This is a genomic window from Pedobacter sp. MR22-3, assembly GCF_026240075.1.
GTDB lineage: Bacteria > Bacteroidota > Bacteroidia > Sphingobacteriales > Sphingobacteriaceae > Pedobacter.
In genome coordinates, this window is record NZ_JAPIVF010000001.1 from 22,896 (window position 1) to 45,271 (window position 22,376).

19 protein-coding genes and 2 tRNA genes are annotated in these 22,376 nt (G+C 36.1%); 15 read left to right on the forward strand and 6 right to left on the reverse strand.

All coding sequences use genetic code 11. The features are described from left to right. Nucleotides 1–33 precede the first annotated feature (33 nt). Nucleotides 34–897, reverse strand: a complete 864-nt coding sequence (locus OQ267_RS00075; RefSeq protein WP_265834961.1) for a YicC/YloC family endoribonuclease — start codon at nucleotides 895–897, stop codon at nucleotides 34–36. Between the two features lie 373 nt (nucleotides 898–1,270). On the opposite strand from OQ267_RS00075, the gene OQ267_RS00080 reads away from it, so the two are divergent. Continuing rightward, a complete protein-coding gene (locus OQ267_RS00080; protein WP_140418618.1) occupies nucleotides 1,271–1,993 on the forward strand; it encodes a hypothetical protein in 723 nt (240 codons plus the stop codon). Here OQ267_RS00080 and rnc read toward each other — a convergent pair whose 3' ends face one another. From rnc to OQ267_RS00095, 3 genes are all read right to left on the reverse strand, one after another. Beyond that, nucleotides 1,994–2,722, reverse strand: coding sequence for a ribonuclease III (gene rnc, locus OQ267_RS00085; protein WP_088299557.1), 729 nt, complete (start codon nucleotides 2,720–2,722; stop codon nucleotides 1,994–1,996). Nucleotides 2,723–2,816: 94 nt separating this feature from the next. Next, nucleotides 2,817–4,070, reverse strand: coding sequence for a beta-ketoacyl-ACP synthase II (gene fabF, locus OQ267_RS00090; RefSeq protein WP_265834452.1), 1,254 nt, complete (start codon nucleotides 4,068–4,070; stop codon nucleotides 2,817–2,819). Between the two features lie 21 nt (nucleotides 4,071–4,091). Next, nucleotides 4,092–4,328 (reverse strand): acyl carrier protein, encoded by a 237-nt coding sequence (locus tag OQ267_RS00095; protein WP_008508386.1) that lies wholly within the window; start codon nucleotides 4,326–4,328, stop codon nucleotides 4,092–4,094. A gap of 157 nt (nucleotides 4,329–4,485) precedes the next feature. On the opposite strand from OQ267_RS00095, the gene OQ267_RS00100 reads away from it, so the two are divergent. The 5 genes from OQ267_RS00100 (at nucleotide 4,486) to OQ267_RS00120 (ending at nucleotide 7,718) form a co-directional block, all read left to right on the forward strand. Continuing rightward, complete coding sequence (locus OQ267_RS00100) at nucleotides 4,486–4,905, forward strand: IPExxxVDY family protein (protein ID WP_088299559.1); 420 nt, start codon at nucleotides 4,486–4,488, stop codon at nucleotides 4,903–4,905. 150 nt (nucleotides 4,906–5,055) lie between these two features. Continuing rightward, on the forward strand, nucleotides 5,056–6,486 hold the full coding sequence (gene pyk / locus OQ267_RS00105) for a pyruvate kinase (protein WP_088299560.1): 1,431 nt from the start codon (nucleotides 5,056–5,058) through the stop codon (nucleotides 6,484–6,486). A 392-nt stretch (nucleotides 6,487–6,878) separates the two neighbouring features. Then, nucleotides 6,879–6,963: transfer RNA gene (locus OQ267_RS00110), tRNA-Ser, on the forward strand. Between the two features lie 163 nt (nucleotides 6,964–7,126). Next, nucleotides 7,127–7,200: transfer RNA gene (locus OQ267_RS00115), tRNA-Asp, on the forward strand. 245 nt (nucleotides 7,201–7,445) lie between these two features. Further along, nucleotides 7,446–7,718, forward strand: a complete 273-nt coding sequence (locus OQ267_RS00120; protein WP_265834453.1) for an Arm DNA-binding domain-containing protein — start codon at nucleotides 7,446–7,448, stop codon at nucleotides 7,716–7,718. A 662-nt stretch (nucleotides 7,719–8,380) separates the two neighbouring features. On the opposite strand, the gene OQ267_RS22525 is transcribed toward OQ267_RS00120, so the two are convergent. Continuing rightward, nucleotides 8,381–8,557 carry a response regulator gene (locus OQ267_RS22525; protein ID WP_416348652.1) on the reverse strand — a complete coding sequence of 59 codons (177 nt, stop codon included), beginning with the start codon at nucleotides 8,555–8,557 and terminating at the stop codon, nucleotides 8,381–8,383. Nucleotides 8,558–8,808: 251 nt separating this feature from the next. Continuing rightward, entirely contained in the window at nucleotides 8,809–9,519 is a 711-nt protein-coding gene (locus OQ267_RS00125; protein WP_265834454.1) for a LytR/AlgR family response regulator transcription factor, read from the reverse strand. 269 nt (nucleotides 9,520–9,788) lie between these two features. Here OQ267_RS00125 and OQ267_RS00130 point away from each other — a divergent pair, with 269 nt between their 5' ends. From OQ267_RS00130 to OQ267_RS00170, 9 genes are all read left to right on the forward strand, one after another. After that, nucleotides 9,789–10,004, forward strand: coding sequence for a class I lanthipeptide (locus tag OQ267_RS00130; RefSeq protein WP_265834455.1), 216 nt, complete (start codon nucleotides 9,789–9,791; stop codon nucleotides 10,002–10,004). Between the two features lie 124 nt (nucleotides 10,005–10,128). Further along, entirely contained in the window at nucleotides 10,129–10,341 is a 213-nt protein-coding gene (locus OQ267_RS00135; protein ID WP_029287197.1) for a class I lanthipeptide, read from the forward strand. Nucleotides 10,342–10,368: 27 nt separating this feature from the next. Further along, complete coding sequence (locus OQ267_RS00140) at nucleotides 10,369–10,578, forward strand: class I lanthipeptide (RefSeq protein WP_029287199.1); 210 nt, start codon at nucleotides 10,369–10,371, stop codon at nucleotides 10,576–10,578. Nucleotides 10,579–10,600: 22 nt separating this feature from the next. Further along, nucleotides 10,601–10,813, forward strand: coding sequence for a class I lanthipeptide (locus OQ267_RS00145; protein WP_157263342.1), 213 nt, complete (start codon nucleotides 10,601–10,603; stop codon nucleotides 10,811–10,813). Nucleotides 10,814–10,904: 91 nt separating this feature from the next. Beyond that, nucleotides 10,905–13,376, forward strand: a complete 2,472-nt coding sequence (locus OQ267_RS00150) for an erythromycin esterase family protein (protein ID WP_265834456.1) — start codon at nucleotides 10,905–10,907, stop codon at nucleotides 13,374–13,376. Nucleotide 13,377: 1 nt separating this feature from the next. Further along, a complete protein-coding gene (locus OQ267_RS00155) occupies nucleotides 13,378–14,610 on the forward strand; it encodes a lanthionine synthetase LanC family protein (protein WP_265834457.1) in 1,233 nt (410 codons plus the stop codon). 12 nt (nucleotides 14,611–14,622) lie between these two features. After that, nucleotides 14,623–17,697 (forward strand): lantibiotic dehydratase, encoded by a 3,075-nt coding sequence (locus tag OQ267_RS00160; RefSeq protein WP_265834458.1) that lies wholly within the window; start codon nucleotides 14,623–14,625, stop codon nucleotides 17,695–17,697. Beyond that, nucleotides 17,694–19,877, forward strand: coding sequence for a peptidase domain-containing ABC transporter (locus tag OQ267_RS00165; protein ID WP_265834459.1), 2,184 nt, complete (start codon nucleotides 17,694–17,696; stop codon nucleotides 19,875–19,877). Before OQ267_RS00160 ends, OQ267_RS00165 begins: the two co-directional genes overlap by 4 nt. Before the next feature lie 36 nt (nucleotides 19,878–19,913). Further along, nucleotides 19,914–21,203, forward strand: a complete 1,290-nt coding sequence (locus OQ267_RS00170; RefSeq protein ID WP_265834460.1) for an HlyD family efflux transporter periplasmic adaptor subunit — start codon at nucleotides 19,914–19,916, stop codon at nucleotides 21,201–21,203. Nucleotides 21,204–22,376 lie beyond the last annotated feature (1,173 nt).

Here is a 22,376-nt window from a genome sequence, read left to right on the forward strand (position 1 = left end):
AGGCGTTAAGCGATTGGCGCTTTCCGCCTAACGCTACAACACGTTCAGTAATTGTTCTTTTATCTTTTCTAATTCTTCTTTCATGCCCACTACAAATTGTTGCATTTGTGCATCATTGGCTTTAGCACCCATGGTATTAATTTCTCTTCCAATTTCCTGAGAGATAAAACCCAGCTTTTTACCGTTGGCCTCTTTACTGCCCAATGTTTGAAGAAAATAATCACAGTGACTTTTTAACCTGGTTTTTTCTTCTGTAATATCAATTTTATCGATGTAATAAATCAATTCCTGCTCAAACCGGTTCTGATCGATATTGACCTTACCAACTGCATCATCCAGAAATTGTGCAAACTTATCACGGATGGCCGTAATCCTTTTAGGTTCTAATTCTTCAACAGATTTGAAGTACCCTAAGATATTTTTAATCCGGAGTTCAAGATCTGCTTTTAAAACAGCACCTTCATCTATTCTGAATCTATTAAAATTAGCCAGGGCAGTGATAAATATCTGATATAAATGATTCCATTCATCTTCACTTACGCTTTCTTCCTTATAGCTGATGACTTCCGGAAAAGTTAATGCCGTCTGAAGTAAATTGCTACTCCCGGCATTGAGTTCCTGATTGACAGCCACCAGCTGATTATAGTAATGACTAAGCAAAGCGGTATTGATGGTAGCACCGGTTACTTCTCCGCCTGTGCGCTCTACATTAATGCTGAGGCTAACTTTTCCGCGCTCAATATCTTTACTGCAAACATTACGTAAAATCAATTCCTTATCAGAAAAAGCTTTTGGATATTTTAAATTGAGCTCAAGAAATTTACTGTTAAGCGATTTGATTTCGACACTATACTTTGCATTCGCATAATCGGCTGTTGCCAGGCCATATCCTGTCATGGATTTTATCATGCGCAAAGATAGAAAAATTAGTTTACAGTTTGCAGACTGCCTTTTAGGTTTACCATTTACAAATTACATCAAATATGATGTTTCAAAGCATATCCTGACCTTATCTTAACTTTATTTAACAACTAAAAAGGTTAATAAATGCTAATTTTACAATCTGTTTTTAAAATGATCATTGTAATTTATGAAATGCACTGCTGGAGTGGTTATAACAAACAAGATAACTGATTAGCTGTTAAACCAGAAGAATAAAGGAAATATATTTTACAGCAGCCGAAAATAACACAACATACCCATAATGTATCATGCCACTGCAAAATCAATTGTTTTATACCGATACATTAAACATAATAAATTAACCTTAATGAAAATTTTAAAATTATTCTTATTTCTATTATTGTTCCTTTTTACCGGGAATATACTGAAAGCACAAGAACTGATCATTAAGGGTGTAGTTTTTGAAAAGGGAACTAATTTACGTGTAGCACTGGCCGAAATTACCAACCAGCGAACCCAATTGGGCGTTGGCAGCAATGACCTTGGTTTTTTTCAGATCAGGGCAAATATTGGTGATACATTGTTAATTACCAAACGAAATCTTATTGACCAGCAGATTGTGGTGAAGGGCACTCAGGATATTCTCATCTATTTGGTAAGAAACAGCACTATGCTTGAAGAAGTGACGATTGTTGGAAGCACCAAGAAACAAGATTTAGAAGACCTTAAGCGTGACTTTAGAAATAAAGGCGTTTATAACGGTGGTAAATCATCAGTTTTATCAGCTGTTTTTAATCCTTTAAATGGATTGTATAACTTAATTGGTAAAGATCCAAAAAATGCGCGAAGGTTTAACCGTTATGCAGATAATGAATTAAAGCAGACGCAGATTGACCAATATTTTAATGGTACCATCATTCAAAACAATACCGATTTAAGGGGAAAAGACCTCGAAACCTTTATGCTGAATTATCGCCCCGATTATGAAAAGGCGCAACACTGGAACGTGTACGATTACATTAAATACATTAAGGAATCTGCAAAGAAATTTAAAGAAAACCCGGTAAAAGCAAATGATTTAAAACCTTAACTAAATAGATAAGGCTTCGCAGGCTTTTTCTGCGGCTAATTTTTCAGCGTTTTTCTTATTGTAATCCCTACCTGTTCCAAATTTTTCACCTTCAACCAAGGCACTGATGGTGAATAGCTTTGCACTTTCTCCTTCCCCATTCTGAACCAGTTCAAACATGACATCTTTACCATGGCGCTGGCACCATTCGATGAGTTTACTTTTGAAATTCGTTTCGGTAAGTTCTAAGGTATGGATATCGATATGTGGTTTAACAATTCTACGCAGCAAAAATTCCTTTGTAAAATTATAGCCTTTATCCATATAAATGGCACCTACAATTGCTTCAAAGGCATCACCAAGCATAGAGTTATGTTTGGTTTGAATACTTACCGATCTTTGGTCAAACTGAATGAGTTTATCAAAGCCTATTTTCTTGGCCAGCTGGTTAAGATTTGCCCTGTTTACAATTTTCGACCGCATTTCAGTCAGAAAACCCTCTTCCTTATAAGGATAGTGCTTAAAAAGCAATTCGGCAATCACTGATCCCAGTACGGCATCCCCCAGAAATTCAAGACGCTCATTACTGCTTCTGCTCCCATTCTTTAAAACTTTCGCAACAGAACGATGCCTGAACGCCATTTTATAAAGCGTTACATTGCCCGGTACAAAGCCTAAAATATTTCGCAGCTTTTTAACAAACTCCTTTTCTGGAGAAAGATAAAGTTTATATAATTTTAATATCGGCATTAAATAAATAACACAATTAACGGCTAATGAGCATATTTAACTAAGTTATCTATTTTTACTTAGCATACAAAATTATATAACAATGCTGTTTTAATTATTCTTCGTATTTCTTGAAAATTACAGAAGCGTTATGGCCTCCAAAACCAAAAGTATTACTTAACGCGGCCCTTACTTCACGTTTTTGCGCTTTGTTGAAAGTAAAATTTAATTTCGGATCAAAAGCAGGATCATCTGTAAAGTGATTGATTGTTGGGGGAACAATATCATTTTTCACAGCCAGAATTGCAGCAATTGCCTCTACAGCACCAGCCGCGCCTAAAAGGTGGCCTGTCATTGATTTTGTAGAGCTGATATTTAACCGGTAAGCATCTTCGCCGAATAAAGTACCAATGGCCTTGGTTTCACTAATATCACCCAATGGTGTAGAAGTGCCATGCACATTAATATAATCAATATCTGCAGTAGTTAAACCGGCATCTTTAAGCGCATTTGTCATTACCATTCTGGCACCTAAACCTTCAGGATGTGGTGCGGTGATGTGATTTGCATCAGCACTCATTCCACCACCTACCAGTTCAGCATAAATTTTTGCACCTCTGGCTTTAGCGTGTTCAAGTTCTTCCAGGATAATGGTTCCTGCACCTTCACCAGCAACAAAACCATCGCGATCCTTATCAAAAGGACGGGATGCCGTTGCCGGATCATCATTACGTGTAGATAATGCATGCATGGCATTGAAGCCACCCATTCCTGCCTCATTAATAATGGCTTCTGAACCACCACTGATAATAACATCAGCCATACCCAGGCGGATATAGTTGAAGGCATCAATCATGGCGTTGGTTGATGAAGCACAGGCAGAAACGGTTGCAAAATTTGGCCCACGCAGACCATATTTAATAGAGATATGCCCTGGAGCAATATCTACAATCATTTTAGGGATAAAAAATGGATTATATCTTGGAGTTCCATCTCCTTTAGCGAAGTTGGAAATTTCATCCAGGAAAGTTTTCAATCCACCAATGCCTGCACCCCAGATTACGCCGATTCGGTTGGTATCTAATTTTTCAAAATTAAAACCTCCGTCCTTCACAGCCTCATCTGTAGCTACCAGCGCATATTGTACAAACGGATCAAGCTTGCGGGCTTCCTTTTTTTCCAGAAAATCTTCCGGATTAAAGTTTTTTACCTCACATGCGAATTTGGTTTTGAACTTCTCAGTATCAAAACCCTTAATAGGAGCAGCGCCACTCACCCCGTTAGTCAATCCTTCCCAAAACTCGGGAATATTATTGCCTATAGGAGTGAGCGCACCCAACCCTGTTACTACTACTCTTTTTAATTCCATTTATACTGAAAAAGCGTAATTCTATTTAACGTTTTTTTCCAAATAAGCAATTGCTTGACCAACTGTACCGATGGTTTCAGCCTGATCATCAGGAATAGCTACATTAAATTCTTTTTCAAATTCCATAATCAATTCTACGGTATCTAAAGAATCTGCACCCAAATCGTTGGTGAATGAAGCCTCTGGCGTAACTTCGCTTTCGTCAACACCTAGTTTTTCTACGATAATAGCCTTAACTCTTGAAGCAATATCAGACATAATTTTATAATTTAATGGTTAAATAATTCTGTGCAAAGAAAAATAAATTCTTACAATTTTCAAATGTTTTTATTTCTCTACCCTAATTTGGCTCTGAAATAACAAGCGAATATAGAATTAGTTTTTTAATTTCGTTCTGTAAATAATTTATTTCGACTTGAACAGAACTTACCTGAAATTAACCTTAGACCTTGATTTCATACTCATTGCGATTACCGCACCGCTTAAAGACTATGTATTGTGCCACAAAATTAATACGCGGTTAAACACCCAATTTGAAAAAATCGAAGACCATGAAATATTTTTTAACATTGATGAACCTGCCTGGTGTTTCTCTAAATATTACTTTTTTGTAGAGCAGGGCGAGATAGAATATTACCTGATCAGCAACCGAAGCAGCGACGGATTGCTGGTTCCGGAAATGGGAAATGTAGATTTTTTTATCATCATCAAAGAATTTATTGATCAGGAAGATTTGAATTATTTAATAAACGGCCTCAATAAACTACCTGATATTCAGGTCGCTGCAAAGATAGATCCAACCAAATTAAAGAGTAAGGAGAATTTGGTAATATAAAAATTATATACTTGGTGTATTAAATACACTATATTTGAGGGTTATAAACGACGAAACAAAGAACAAAATATATAAAACTTAATGCAGTTTAATTATTTTTGATAATAATTAGCGCTACAATTAACTGCATTGTTAAAATCAATTAATTAAATGAAACCTTTTCATTCGAGAACCAAAATTGTTGCCACGCTTGGCCCTGCATCGGCAAAACCAGACGTATTATATAGTATGTTTAACGCTGGTTTAGATGTTTGCCGTTTAAACTTTTCACACGGATCTCAGGCAGATCACCAGGCTGTTTTAGATACCATCAAAGATCTGAACAAAAAATATGACTATAATGTAGGAATCCTTGCCGATTTACAGGGACCAAAAATCCGTATTGGTTTAGTAAAAGAAGGCGGCATTAACCTGGTTAATGGCAAAACAACTGTTATTACAACTAATGAATGTATTGGTAATGAAGAAAGAATTTACATTACCTACCAAAACTTTCCTCAGGATGTACAGGCTGGCGAAATCATCCTTTTAGATGATGGAAAGCTCCAAATGAAAGTGATTTCAACCAACTTGAAGGATGAAGTGGTTTGCGAAATTGTTCACGGTGGGATTCTGACTTCAAGAAAAGGCGTAAACCTTCCAAATACAAAAGTTTCAATTCCATCTTTAACACCAGAAGACAGGGAAAACCTTGAATTTGTTCTTCAAAATGATGTAGAATGGATTGGTTTATCTTTTGTGCGTAAAGCGGAAGATATTATTGAGCTTAAAAAGATCATTGCTGAACGTGGTAAAACTGCGCGTGTAATTGCTAAAATAGAGAAACCGGAAGCCATTGCAAACATTGATGAGATTATTGCAGTGACCGATGGAATTATGGTTGCCCGTGGCGACCTGGGTGTTGAATGTCCGATGGAAGAAGTGCCATTGTTACAGAAAATGATTGTGGCTAAATGTAGAGCAGCATCTAAACCTGTAATTGTGGCAACTCAAATGTTGGAAAGCATGATTACGACTCCCCGCCCTACCCGTGCGGAAGTAAATGATGTGGCTAACTCTGTTTTGGATGGTGCTGATGCGGTAATGTTAAGTGGTGAAACTTCGGTTGGAGAATTTCCATTGATCGTTATCGAAACCATGCAGAAAATTATCCAAAACATTGAGCAAAACAATTATCCTTTTAATCCGGATAAATTCTTAAAACCAAAATCTCCGTCTTTCTTAAGTGACGCGATTTGTGACTCAGCTTGTTTCTTAGCTAAACAAACCAATGCCGTTGGTATTGTATCAATGACTTTAAGCGGTTATACTGCATTTGAAATTTCAAGTCACAGACCCGAAGCCTTAACCTTCATTTTCACCAGTAACAGATCTTTATTAAATGCAGTTAGCTTACTTTGGGGAGTTAGAGGTTTTTACTATGATAAATGGGAAAGTACAGATAATACCATCATTGAGGTTAACGAATTCTTAAAAAGCAAGAAACTGGTTAAACAGGGTGACATCATTATCAATACCGCTGCGATTCCGATCGATGCAAAAGGTAAAACGAATATGTTAAAAATTACCGTTATAGATTAAGTATAACTAATTTACTGCAGGGTGCTTCATTTAAAATGAAGCACCTTTTTTTATGCCCATCCTCTACAGATCCTGCGAATTGCTTATCCTTATCTACAGCTATAAGAGGGACTTAAGCCGGACTTTGGTCGGATATGATTGTCATAAGTCCGACGAAACCCCGACTTAAGTCCGTCTAAAGTCCGTCAAAACAGTTAAGCTTTTATAATGCTCTATATAGCAATAAGTTTATAATATGTCCGATACTATTTATACGGCTTTAGCTTTCCAAAAAATTAAGCAATTAAACAAACATCGCTTTACAGAAGAATAAGTTCATCAGATCGAATTTATTGTCATTAATTTTTGTGGAGATATGAATAAAAAAATTACTTTTGCAGTCCGACAGACATGGAGAGGTGTCAGAGTGGTCGATCGAGCACGCTTGGAAAGCGTGTGTACTGCAAGGTACCGCGGGTTCGAATCCCGCCCTCTCCGCATAAAAACGGTCAGTTTTGATCTGGCCATTTGTTCTTTTGAAACTATTTGTAATAACAATCAGGGAGTTATAGAAATATAACTAAAAAAACGGTTAGTTATGCGGATAAACGAGATATAGTTTCTATGTTTGCATCCCCGATAGGGAAATAAATGCCAAAACGGAGTGGTAGTTCAGCTGGTTAGAATGCCTGCCTGTCACGCAGGAGGTCGCGGGTTCGAGTCCCGTCCATTCCGCGAAAATAGTTTTAAATTCAACTAAAAACCTGTAAATTAAATATTTACAGGTTTTTTCGTTTTCTGGAAGCACCAAATTATTCATTTTTTCGCAAGAAAAAGGTGAGCAATTCGGTGAGCACATTAAACGGTATCAATACTCACCAATTATAGCTTAAACAGTTGTTTATAAGCTAGTTCAATCATTAAACATCTTGACTGTAAGTGACAGAATTAACAATTTTGTTTCATTTTATTCATTTGTCATGAGAACAAACATGAATCTGCTTTTTTATTTAAAAAAGCGCTCCACTTACAAAAACGGCCCAATAACCATTTACTTACGGTTTACAGTTGATGGACGACGAGCAGAAACCTCAACAGGAAAATCTTGCGATCCCAACCGCTGGAATGTACAGGCTGGGCGGGCCGCTGGTACCAAAGAAGATACCAGGGTTTTAAATGCTTATCTAGATAAGTTACAATCAAGGGCTCACGAGCTTCACCATTTAATGACATCAGGAGAAGAAACCGTATGAAATAGTTCACGCTGTGTCTTGACATGATTTTTTGCATATACATCTCTGCTGTTTAAGACCTTTAATTGTCTATCAACCATCTCAAAGAAATTTTTGAAGAATAACTCTTCAGTACTGTTATCAGTATTTTTTAGATAATAATCCAGATGGTGCTGATAAAACTCCTGAAATCTCAGCGGTGGTATTGCAAAAATTCTTTTGAAAAGATGCTTTAAAAAATGTGATCGGCTCCAACTTATTTGGTTTCCAATATCCAAAGTATTGACCGAAAAGTCAAAACGATCACGGGGTTTGAAATAAATGATGCTCATAATGTATCGATTTATTCAAATATAATATTTTGGATGATGTGATTATTTTTCTAAATGTCATGTCAACTTGTGGAAATTCTAAGCTGTCCTAATGTTTGACTCATACATTTTACCAAAATTGAGCTTTTGTATTTCGCGAGGTAAAAGTTTTTTAAGAGAGAGGATAGATTTGCTATTTAATTAATGATCTCGCAAATAGTCAAAACATTTTTGGGGATAGCTATTTATGTTCTAAATAAAATAAAGTTATTAACTTTTCTGATATAATCTTTACTTAATTAGACTGTTTGCTTTCAATAACTTACCTACGCTTAAAGGCATATTTAAGAAAGTGAATTTTTTAAGTTTTAACTATGGGTATGAAAAAAACATTTTCGCACTAATAAAAACGACTAAGCCAATGTGATCAACCCGACTGGCTAAATCTATTCCTGAGATATCAGGCATATTTATGTCAGTAAATATAATATTGGGCTTTAATTCTTTAATTTCGACTATTGCTTTTCTAGGATCGGTTGCAGCACCGATATCTTAAATGATTTTGTTTCCTTGATAAGATCAGTAGTTGAGGCGATACAATGATTTTCATCATCAACAATGTAGCAGGTTATTTCCATGATTAAGTCTATGTAAAAAACAACAAGATATTTTATAGCTAGTTGCAGGTAATGCAAACATTAATTTAAATATCATCAAACCCATCGGATTTTCCAATTGATACAACTATGATTGTAATTAAATGTGTGTACCACTATTTTCAATAGCTTAAGTTACAAAAATCATTTTTTAAATATAACATTTTTTACAAACCAGTCGAATTTCTGTTTGTAGGCTGAACTAACATTCAACTCCTTCCCATTAGACATTAAGATTTTATAACTTGATACCGACTTTATATGATTGGCAGATATGATATTAGACTTATTAATTCGTAAAAAATAGGGATGATCTTTGAGGTCTTCGTCGATTACTGATATTTTATAGTAAGGTACGTAGGTTCGAGCTATCGTATGTATTTGGATATAATTCGATGCACCTTCGATAAAGATGATTTCGTCTGTGTAAATTTTGGCCATATCATTCTTTGCGCCAAGTTTCATCATAATAAATGGCTTATCAATTATAAATCTTTGAATTACAGAATGGACCAGTTTGCTAAATTTTTTAAAGTCAAATGGCTTAGTCAAAAATTGCTTTGCCTCTAGTGAATAACCCTCTGGGGCATATTTAACATGGGCACTAACTAATATCAGATTTTTAAACTTAGAAAGGATTTGTTTTGATAATTCTAGCCCATTCAACTTAGGCATTTCTATATCAGTAAAAAGAAAGTCTACCTGACCATTTATCTTTTTTATTTCTGTTAAAGCCTCAACGGAATCATTAAAACAATATAAAAGTTTGAGAGCTGGTGTGTCCGAAATATACTCCTTAAGCTGTTCAGTAGAATAATGGTCATCATCAACAATAATGCAAGTGAAAGTGTTCAAAAAGAATAAATAAAGAAGTTAGCAATCGTTAAATTTTAGAATAAGGAGATCGATGCAAAGGTAAAGGTTTGTTTATTTAAATAAAGCGTGTTTTTCTTCGTTCACATAATATTTTGTGGAGGCTTACATAATAAATGTACTTCATTCATGAAAAAGCTACACCTTTATGCTCACAGTTTGCACCTTTTCGATATTGTGTAATTGTGTAGAAGATTCTGCTTCGACAAAAATCAGCCTAAAACGAGATTTTAAAAACAAACAAAAAAAGAATGGAAAAGAAACTTTCAAAATTAACACTCAACAAGGAGACCATTGAAACACTTGATGTTGCTGAAATGGCGCAGACCAATGGTGGTTTTACTTACTCATTGTCATGGGGAGAAATCTGTAGAAGGTCAAAAGAGCTTGGAGCTTCAAATGCTTTTGAATGCGGGCAAAAGGAACCGGTAGAGGAGGAAGTCGATCCGGAAACAGCTTACGCTTAGTTACTGCTATGTGTTTGTTGACTCTAAGGGGCTCTTCTACATAATCAAGGAATTCTTTAGATGTAGTGGGCTACGGTGTAACAATGATCGCAACACAAAGGGATTAAAATTTAAATTAACAAAAATGAAAAAAATGATTTCAAAACTATCATTAAACAAAGAGACTATTGAAACTTTGGATGCTCAAGAAATGAATGCAGCCAACGGTGGATTCACTTACTCTTTATCCTTAGGTACGGTTTGCAAACAATCAAAATACCTTGGAGCTGAAAATGCATACGAATGCGGAAAACTGACACCTTCTGTTGAAGAAGAAGTTGAAGAAGACAATAATTAAATCAAAAATTAACTTTCAAAAATCATTATGAGAAATAACCTATCAAAACTTGCGCTTAATAAGGAAACAATTGAAACTTTAGATAACGCAGAAATGAATCAAACTACAGGTGGGTTTACTTACTCACTTTCTTTGGGCGCTGTATGTAAACAATCAAAGTCTTTAGGTGCAGACAATGCCTTTGAATGTGGTAAATTGTCTGCCGAAGAGGAAGATCCAATCTACAATGAGGGCTAAAAGTAAGATAAACAAATTGGATATGAGAAATAAAATTTCGAAACTTGTTTTAAATAAGGAAACAATAGAAACGTTGGATAGTATTCAAATGGGACAAACTAACGGAGGTTTCACTTACAGTCTTTCATTAGGTTCCTATTGCAAAAACTCCAAATCATTTGGTGCAGAGACAGCTGAAGAATGTTCCGCACACCCACCTCATGTAGTTGACGAACAGGAATCTATTGAACCATAAGAATAGTTCTTGGAATTTTAGGCCGAAGAATATTTCTTTGCAGAATCTTAATACCCCATTTGCAATAAGGCAAATGGGGCTTTTGTATCATATGAGGTATCAAAATTTGCAGCGTACAATTAAAATTTGCTTTCTCCTATCTTTGCTACTAACTTTTAACGTAGTTCATGCTCAGGTACGCCAAATTGAAAGTATTGACCCGGATAACAAAGAATACAGTGATCTGAACTTCCTTAGACAAGAGCTTAGTGATAAAACCGTTGTTATGCTCGGAGAACCAAGCCATCGGGAGGGAAATGTTTTCTCGGCTAAAATTAGGATGATAAAATTCCTACATGAACAAATGGGCTTCAATGTGATTGCTTTTGAAAGTGGTTTCTTTGAAGTTCAGCAGGCACAGCAAAAAATCAACGGTGGTGGAGATGTCGTGGAAGCACTTGATCTTGCCCTTTTTCCGATATGGACGAAAAGCGCTGAGTTTCGCCCTTTGATGGAATATATTAAAGCGCAAAAGAATAGTTTGAAAATAATGGGTTTTGATCCCCAGATCAATCAACAGGTAGTTAACGATTTTCTCCCTGCCCTAAAAAAATATGTAGTAGATCGCAGAGTAAGCTATAACCTTAACGATATGCTACTTTCAGAGGTGTTGGAATCCCTTAGTGAGGGAGTGTTCCCTGATGGCATAACTTTTCCTGCATTTACTGCAGAATTAAAGAAAGCAAAGGAGATATTAAAAAATCTCTCGGCTTCTGATTCAAAATCAGCAGGATTTTGGCTTCAGAATTTGAAAAGTCTGGAAGCACTCGCAACAGATTACTATAGAAACAGACCTAGTGAAAAGTCTGCTGAAGATTTTAAAGCATCGGATAGCAATCCTAGAGATTTGCAAATGGCTGATAACTTATCCTACTATATCAGGCAATATCCAAATGAAAAAATCATTTGTTGGGGAGCAGCACTTCACTTTGCTATGCAACCCAGCACTTTGGAAAACAATGAGCTTAAGTCATACAAACCAATGGGCCAATCGGTAAGAGAGGTAGTTGGAAATGACCGGGTTTATACCTTAGCCACAACATCTGCTGCAGGAACCTATGCAAGCTGGTTTGACACAGATTCTAAACCTGTACCTAAAGCCGCGACGGGCTCTCTTGAAGAAATGTTCGTGGAAAATAACTTGGGAGATTATCAGTATATGGATGCAAAAACGCTAAATGGAATAGGCGTGAGGGAATCGACTATGTTCGACTATATACCGCTTAGGGGCGATTGGTCTAAAGTTGTTAATGGAATACTATACTTTAAAGCATATGCTCCGGTTCTGCCAGTTCTTCAGAAAACTTCGGATCAGGATGTTCCACAAGGTAATGAGCCATTAAAAAATATCAATAGGTTAATGCCTGATAGCAAAAGCTTATTGAAAATCAGAAAATCTGGTGCATTCTTCACCAGTGGGAATATAACCGATGCTGAGGATGGACAACCAATCGCATATGCAACTCTCAAATTTCTTCTTACTAAAGAAAGCGCAATCAGTGATCATCAAGGCAATTTTGTTTTTTCCAGTAATACAGTTACTAAAGGTGCAATGATTAGTGTTAGCAGTATTGGTTACATGGATACGACAATAAAGATTGGAGATACCCCCTTGTCTATTAAGCTAAAAAAGGCCAGTATAGACTTAGAAGATATCCAGATCAGACCAAGCGATGAAAATGCTGTTCAGATTATAAAAAAAACATTTGCAGCGATAGATACCCATCTGAACCAAGATGCATATGGTATGACTTTTTATGTCGATACAAAGGTAGCAGATTTGGACAGCACGACATATCACCTGGAATATACGGGCACATTTTATAAACAGAAAAAAAGCCGAGATAAATATTTATCTAAGGTACTTGAATTGCATTGGCTTAAAAAAAGTAAATCCTCTGATCGACAAATAAAAAACGGCATCCGCTATCTGGATGGATATCAGCACATCAATGGTGGCAATGTAGTTTTGCAGCACCCTATGTTCGATACAAAAATGGTTGGAAAGTATCGATATGAAATACTTGAGGATACTGGTGAAAATTATATTATTGGCTTTGAGAGCAGGACACGTGCTCATAGTGTCACCAATGGTTACTACCTAAAGCGTTTTTCGGGTTCGATTATTATTAGCAAGGCAGATTATGCCATCATGGAAACTACTTTGAATTATCAACTAGATACCACAACTTTAAATCGTTTTGCAAGAAATTTTGATAAAAGGAAAGGCGATAATGCTTCAATTTTCCTAAATATTTTAGATAATGATGAAGTTACTATTAAGACCGCATATAATAAATATCGTGATGGATACTATTATCCTGCTCAAACAACGGTAATTAGGAATCAAAAAGGCGTAGATATCGATACAACTAAACCGATTCTTCTAAAGTCAGAAACAAGGGTTTATTTCATGGATGCAAAACCAGAAGATGCCAGTATTGATAATTTCCAAAAAGTCATAAACTTCAATCAAGTTAAATACAACATTTCCTTTTGGAAGGGATTTCGAAGACCAGTTTAATATGAATAACGACGCTCTCAAAAGCAAAATCAGTATGTCTGATTCAAATACTGATATTAAAAAACGCATAAGCGACATATTACCAAGAATTTCAACTTTGCTTTCTGAATATCATGCTACCTACACAAAGACAGGTTTGTTTGAAGGTGAATTAGGTGCAGCTCTATATCAAAGCCATTATTATGTTATAACAAAGGATGAGAAAGTACTTAATCTTATCTATGAGCATCTAGGCCGGTCGATACACGCATTCAATAACGCTTCTCAATCATTTAATCTGGCTGATGGAATAGCAGGAATGATGTGGATATTTGCTCATTTAAAGAATCTTGGGATACTTTCAGCAGAGGAAATGGATGTCTTTGATGCTGATATGGGAAATGCATTTAAGCGGTCGCTTGATATTGATATCAAAAGAAATAATTATGACTTGCTATATGGTTACATAGGAAAAATAATTGCGCTAATTGAAATAGGTAGTCAAGATGCCGGACGAATAGAAAGGGCAATTGATATACTATGCCAAACTGCTATTTGGGAAGATGATGGGTGTTACTGGATTGATCCAGACTACAAAAAAGAAGGAATTGTAAATCTTGGTCTTGCACATGGACTGCCAGGGATATTAGTTTTCTTGTTGAAATGGGCCACAGAAAATCAGAAACAGTCAAATAAAATGTCTGTGTCAATTGCAAATTGGATAGCGTCTTCTGCTAGCGAAAGCTATTATTCACGTTTTTCTACCAGTGTAAGGCCTGGCGCAGAAACAACAGCTGGAAGCAGACTCGCATGGTGTTATGGCGATTTAGGAGTTACCTTGGCATTTCTAGCCATTGATCAAGTATATCCGAACAAAAAATGGAAGCATGAAATTTATTTAACAATAAATGCACTAAAAAAGCGCACAGTGCATAATTCTGGGATTGCTATTAATAAAAATACAGGCTTGATGGATATAGGTTTTTGTCACGGCACAAGTGGTATAGCACATCAGTTTAATAAAATCTATCATTTAACTGGGGAGATAGAGATGTTTAATCAAATGCATTACTGGATGGAACATACGATCATCAATGTTGAAGCAAATCTCGCCACTTATGATAAATTGAATAAATCAGAGCTTACAGAAGTAGATCTTGGTTTACTAAACGGAATTGTCGGGGCAGGTCTAGTATTGCTCTCCTTCCTCAAGCCAGAAGGACAAGATTGGGATAGAATTTTTCTTTTAAATTAAGAGTACAGTAGAATGAGTAAATTAAAGTATAATGGTTTCTTTTTGATGAGAAGTCCATTATTACCATATGAGAGCATCCAAAATCTTGGCGCAACCGAAATTAATACCCTGGTCAAAAAACATGATTTACTTAGGGAGGCTATTTTTTTATCTTCTCCAGATTTCTATGAGAGAATGCTAAAGTGGCTTGAAGGAAACTGCAGTATATCAGATAGTGATAAAGTTTTGGACACATTGCGAAAATACATCAGTAGGATGTCTTATAGATCCACTCCGTTCGGCATAAGCGCTGGAGTTAGTCATGGTACTTATTGTGACCGAACCCAAACAGAGTTTAAAACACATGGTACTGATAAAAGATTTTGTAGGCTTGATACGACTTTTTTAAATCGTTATGTCGAGTTTTTATTAGGGGAAGGAAAGGTTAACCAATTTTTAAAATTCTTTTCCAACAATACCCGAAGCGAACTTGGAAATAAACTACGTTATTTAGAATACATTAACTTAGGTAGTGGTCGAAATCATGAATTGGTTAGTGTCGACAGGACGGAGTTTTTAGATGAGATAATTTTAAAAGCTGAGAAGGGAATTTGTTATGGATCCATATGCGAAACTCTTACTGAAAGTGGAATCGATGTGGATGAGGCAACGGAATATGTGGACGAGCTTATTCGAGCAAAGATACTGCTAAGCGAGTTAGAACTTTCTCCAGAAAGTGAAAATGAACTAAACCGGATTGCTGCTATTCTAAAACAAGCCAAGCACCCGCATTTTCAAATTATTCATCGTATTGTGTCTTTACTGACTGATATCAACGGATCATCATTAGAGTCATTTGATGCGGTTCCCTATTACAAGAAGTTGATGTTAGAAGTTGAAAGCTTGGGGATAGAAATAGACAAAAGATTTATTTTCCAGGTAGATATGTTGCGGGACTTTGAGCAGCTTCAAATAGATCGTGATGTACCCGAAGCACTTTTTGAGGCATTGAGTTTTTTGGAAAAAATTAAAACAAAGCCTGAAAAATCTGAACTTGAAAGATTCGCTCGTGTTTTTTTTGACAGATATGAATATGGTGAGGTTCCTCTGTTAGAGGCACTGGATTCTGAAATGGGGATTGGCTATCCATATCGCATAGATTTGAGTCAAGATGCCAGTGAATTACTCTCGGGCATACCTTCTACTACTATTACTCAACATTATCCCACCTTTAAATGGACTCCATGGCAGAAGAAGCTACTTGAAAAGTACACGGAAGCTATAAAAAATGGCGATCAGGTTATAGAACTTACTGAATCAGATGCACTACCAAATGCTGGCTATATTAATAAATTACCACAAACAGCTTATTCAGTATGTAAACTGTTTCACGGGCCAAACCAGAACCTAGATAGGAAGAACTTTAAGTTGCTACACGTACTAACAAGCGGTCCATCTTCTATAGATCTCATCAGTCGGTTTTGCTATCTGGATAAGCAAATTAGAGAAGATGCGATCAAAGCTGTTGAGGTGGAAAGGGCAGACGAAAATGTTATTTTCGCTGAAATACTTCATATTAATCAGCCTCGTGCTGGTAATATCTCAAAACACCCGCGTTTTTATGATTACAATATTCCAATTTTGTCCTCCAATATTGCTGGTGGAGAACAAATTCCGTTAAGGGATTTGATGCTTTCGGTTGTAAATGGAAAACTTTTGATACGTTCGAAAAAGTACGGAAAAAGAGTGATCCCACGACTTAGTACGGCTCATAATTACACCCAAAATACGATTTCCTATTATCGATTTCTTTGTGATCTGCAATATCAAGGGAGTAGTGGTGATCTCTATTGGGACTGGGGTTTTCTTGGAAGTATGTCATATTTACCAAGAGTTGAGTACGGAAACGTTATACTATCAAGGGAAAGTTGGGGTTTGGAGAAATCTGATCTCCAAGTATTAACAGAGGCAAGAAATGTTTCAATGAACCATGTTAGCAATTTTTTCGATGAGCGAAAAATACCGCGCTATGTTACCATACGTGAAGAAGATTACGAAATGCCTATCGATTTACTAAACGAGTATTCATTGGAAATTTTATTGCAGCTGACTAAAAAAAAATCTTCGGTTCGTCTAGAAGAAAATTTATTTCATAAGGAAGGATTTCTACTTTCAAAGGCCAAGTCCTGTTTTACCAATGATTTGATAATACCTTTTTATAAAAATGGAAAAACTGAGTTCTCTTTTGAAAAGAAAATCAACATCGCGGTAAATAAACGGAACTTTGTACCTGGAAGTGAATGGATGTATTTTAAGCTTTATTGTTCGCCGAAGATTTCGAACAAAATACTTGGACACATCTTACGTCCGCTGACGGAAAAGTTAATAAAAACTGGTGTTATTGACTATTGGTTTTTTATTCGCTACAACGATCCGGAATATCATTTAAGACTTAGATTTCATATTGTTGGTGATCAACATGGTGTAGCGCTTCGTGCCTTATCAGTGGCGGTAGAAGAATATTTGGAAGCAGGAAAGTTAAGATCTTTTAAAATAGATACTTACAATCGCGAGTTGGAAAGGTACAGTTATGGGGCGATAGAGGGGTCTGAGCGTTTGTTTTTCGAAGATAGCTCACTGGTCACGGAGTGTCTAGCGATAGGTATTAAGGATTGGGTTGTAGCAATAAAGGGGGTGGACAAACTTTTGGAAGATTTTGGAATTAGTTTGGAAAAACGGATGAGTCTGACAGATAGTTGGCAGCAGGCTTTCAAGTTAGAATTTGGTATAAAAAAAAATCAAACCAATGCTTTCAAAATAAAATACAGGAAGCTCCGCTCGGAAATAGAACAAATACTAGAAGAGGAGACTCTGAATCTTCCTGAGCCTCTTTTTCGGAATAGAAGCATTCAAGTTGCGAAACTTCTTGAATCCGTTGTTTTATCAAGCGATTTTGATTATCAGATTAATAGCTACATCCATATGTTTTTGAACAGATTGTTTATGAACAATCAACGAAAAAAGGAAATGGTCGTTTATGACTTGTTACATCAACATTATAAAAGCAAGTTGGCTAGATTAAGATTTTTAAATAAAGAAATAAAGTGAGATACCCCTACTATATACAGCATGATTTGATGGACTGTGGTCCAACCTGCCTGAGAATGATCAGCAAGTTTTACGGCAAACGATACAGTTTACAGTTTTTAAGAGGCCTAAGTTCGATTAATAAGGCTGGCGTCTCACTGTTAGGGTTAAGCCAGGCTGCAGAGAAGATTGGTTTTCAAACCCAAGGCGTTCGTATTAGCTTTGAACAATTGAAAGAAATCCCTTTACCGTGCATCGTACACTGGCAACAGAAGCACTTTGTTGTGGTTTATGAAATAAAGAAAAATGAAAAGGTACTTATTGCAGATCCCGTAATAGGCCTCATTACTCATAGTAAAGATGATTTTGTTGACAGCTGGATTGGGAAAGACGAAGGAAGGCAAAAAGGGCTTTCCCTTGTAATGAAACCTACACCATTATTTTATGAGCAGGAGGATGACAAAATTGTAAAATCCAATTTTAGTTTTTTTTTCAGATATCTCTATTTGTATAGACGATTAGTCATCCAACTTTTGGTTGGACTTGGGGTGGGAAGTCTTTTACAACTTATATTACCCTTTCTAACGCAATCGATAGTTGATGTTGGAATAAACACAAGAAACTTAAATTTTATATATGTAATCCTAATCGCGCAAATCATGCTTTTCATCGGCAGGACCAGTGTTGATTTTATTCGGTCATGGATATTATTACATATAAGTACCCGAATCAATATTTCTATATTGACCGATTTCTTAATCAAACTGATGAAACTTCCCGTTTCTTTCTTTGATACTAAAATGACCGGAGATATTCTTCAACGTATGAACGATCAGAAGCGTATTGAGAGTTTTCTAACGGGTTCGACGCTTAATACGGTGTTTTCAATGTTTAACTTTGTGATTTTTGGCGCAGTTTTAGCATTTTATGACTATACTATCTTTATCGTATTTGCAGTAAGTAGTATTTTATATGGAATTTGGATTATTCTTTTTCTCCGTCGTAGACGGGAGTTGGATTTCAAGAGGTTTGATATCTCCGCTAAAAACCAAAGTCTTGTTGTTCAGTTGATTAGTGGTATGCAAGAAATCAAATTGAATAATTGTGAACAACAGAAGCGTTGGGAATGGGAAAGGTTGCAGACAGGGCTGTTTCGGTTTAGTGTAAAAAGCCTTTCACTTGGTCAAATACAGCAGGCCGGATCATCATTTATTAACGAAGGTAAAAATATATTAATCACCTTTATCGTTGCAAAGGCGGTAATTGAGGGACAGCTGACTTTGGGAGCCATGATGGCAATTCAGTATGTTGTGGGCCAGCTTAACAGTCCCATTGAGCAATTGGTGGGATTTATTCAGCAGCTACAGGATGCAAAGATTAGTATTGAACGACTAAATGAGATTCACGCAATGGACGATGAAGAGCCATTAGGAATAGAGTTTATCCATGAACTACCATTCGAGAAGGGAATAAGCCTCTCGAAATTGAATTTTTCTTACCCTAGTGCAGCCAACGAAAATGTGCTGACAGACATTAATATTTATATTCCAGAAGGAAAAACAACTGCTATTGTAGGTATGAGCGGTAGTGGAAAAACCACTATCCTTAAGCTGCTTTTACGATTTTATTCACCATCGAATGGTGAGTTAAGAGTGGGGAATATGCCTCTTGAAAATATCAGTTTTAAGATGTGGAGGAGCCTTTGTGGTGTAGTTATGCAAGACGGATTTATTTTTTCTGACACCATTGCAAAAAATATTGCAGTTGGTGATGAATATCCTGACGTGGCCAAACTTCAGAATGCTGTTACGGTAGCCAATATATCTGATTTTATTGAAGGTTTACCCATGGGATTGAATACCAAGATTGGACCAGAGGGGAACGGGATAAGCCAAGGGCAGCGTCAGCGTATACTAATTGCTCGTGCGGTGTATAAAAATCCTGAATACATTTTCTTCGATGAGGCTACCAATGCTTTAGATGCTAATAATGAAAAGGTAATTATGGAAAATCTTGAAACCTTTTTTAAAGGGAGAACAGTAGTTGTGGTCGCTCACAGATTAAGTACAGTTAAGAATGCTGACAATATAATTGTTTTGGAAAAAGGCAGGGTAATTGAACAAGGGACTCATGCAGAACTCACGCAGAATAGGGGGGATTATTTCAGACTTGTGCAGAATCAACTGGAACTGGGAGCATAATTTAAGACGCTAAATAACAATAAAATAGAGAATAACATGCCATCACAAAACTTTAGTGAACAGATCAATAGTGAAGAAGTACATGAGATCATCACTGCGGTGCCTTCATGGATATTACGCTGGGGAATTACGCTGGTTTTTTCAATATTACTAGGTGTTGTTATCTTTTCTGGATTTTTAAAATATCCTGATGTAGTTACAACAAATCTCAAAATCAATTCGCTTAATGCGCCGAAAACGGTAATAGCCAGACAAAATGGAAAATTAGTTCGTTTACTCGTTACAGAGGGACAAATGGTTAAGGTAGGTCAACCACTTGCTTATTTGGAAAGCACCGCAAATCCAGATGATATTCGTTTTATCAGCAATTATTTAAGAGATCTCAAAAAGAAGTTGCTTGCCAACATTCAAATTACAGAGACTATTCCATCCACCTTGAATTTGGGAGAGGTCCAGGCTAGCTATCAAGATCTTTTTCAAGAAAGTATGAATTATTTTTCTACGCTCAAAGGGGGATATCATCAGGATAAAATGGATTATCTTAAAAAGGATCTGTTAAATATCAATTTGCAAAAACAGCCCATATTGGCACAAAAAGAAATCAAAAAGCTGGAATATATAAATCAGGAACAGGAGTATCAAGCCTATAAACAGCTTTATAAAAATAAAGTCATCTCTAGAAGTGAGTTTTTAGCCCAGGAGAACAAATTCCTAAGTTCAAAATCTCCATTGGAAGATGTTGAGAGCTCGATCTTAATTAATAACTCAAATTACAATTCAAAAAAGAAGGAGTTGCTTGAAATACAGCATGTTATTTTGGATGAGAAGTCAAAGTTTCTTCAAAGCGTCAATCGCCTTATTAATGAAACCGATAACTGGATGATGCAACATATACTTTCGGCTTCAATCTCAGGAAAGCTTAGCTTCGCAGGAATTATTCAGCAGAATCAGAACGTGGCCTTAAATCAAGAAGTTTTCATAATTAATCCAGGAAATAGCATTTTTTTTGGCGAGGTGGAAATTCCGCAATATAATATGGGGAAAATTCGTAAAGGTGAACGGGCATTGATTAAGCTTAAAAGTTTTCCATATCAGGAATATGGATTGATTAGAGGGCATCTCAGCTATATATCAGATGTTGCGTATAGAGATAGTGTCTTTATCGGAAAAATTTCTTTTGACCAAATTGAAAATAAACACCCTGTACAAAAGATTTTACTGAAAAATGGAATGCAGGCAGAGGCAGATATAATTACAGAGGAAAGCTCTTTGTTGAAGAGACTATTTAATAAGCTTTACAAGATGACAGGGAGCGATTTGAACTAGCCAATTATGGAGAACTGATTATTTTACTGTTAGCTGTTTATATTAATATTTATTAATGAGCGAACTTTAAAAATTTAGAAAGCTTTAATTTTGGTAACGGATATTGGAATTTCATTAGCTCAAATAGATGGATATTTCAGGTGAAATGGTCGCTCGTTCGACTTCTAAACAACTGTCCAACCTGGATTTACTTATCGTTTGGTCTGATACGTTTTTCTCTTTCCTGTTAGTTGCCTTAGAATCATCTTGGTGACTAATAGGAAAAGAAACATGGAAGCTTTCTATCTCTAGCTTATATACTAGCTGATAATAAGTAAATTATGCAAATTAATCCCTATCTTTCAATAGTCAATTACAGTCAAATAATTGCAAAAAAATGATAAGCATATAGTGAGCATCTCGCTTTAGTGTGATTTAAAGCACTTATTTTCAAAGATATATGAGATTGGTTCGAGTCGCGTCCATTCCGCAAAGCGGAAGATTTGAAAAAGTCTTCCGCTTTTTTTGTATAATATATCATGGTGTTTATGGAATAAGACGAAGCTGTACCCTTCATATAAGCCAGAGTCATTGATCCGTTTGGCCAGTTCACCTGTTGATGCTTCAATGTAGAAACGTTCTTTATGGTTAAACGGATAATTAATCTCCCAAACGCGCAGGCGCTTATCTGTAAAATTATATTCGTCTGTGAGCTGAATTGCTCCGCCAGGCTTTTTGCATATTATTCGTCTCCATCAGGCAACCGGGGTAGTCTCCGGCATTCACATAAGCCACATCTGCCGCTTCGGCACCCATCGCTTTAATCAGATCTTATGATTTTTTTGTAGTGGCTAACCTTTCCCCATATTATTAAAGGCTTGAAAGAATCCGGGATTTCTGAAATAAAATGACTAGCTGTTATTCTCTATTCAGGATTCATGAAGATTATTGACGGGCTGTTTGAACCGAATCGGAAAAGTCTAATTTTCTGTTTGATCAACCTTCGAAATATCCGATACCTGAAACTGAAAGAGAAAAATTATCTGTTTTATAGAATCTTAGCAACAAGAAAAAGAATAATTATCTACAAAACATCCATTAAAAGAACAATTATCTGATTTTAAGATAAATCCGTTTGAATCATCTTTTATTTTAAGATTTGCAGGATGAATTAACTGTTTATAATGCTATAAA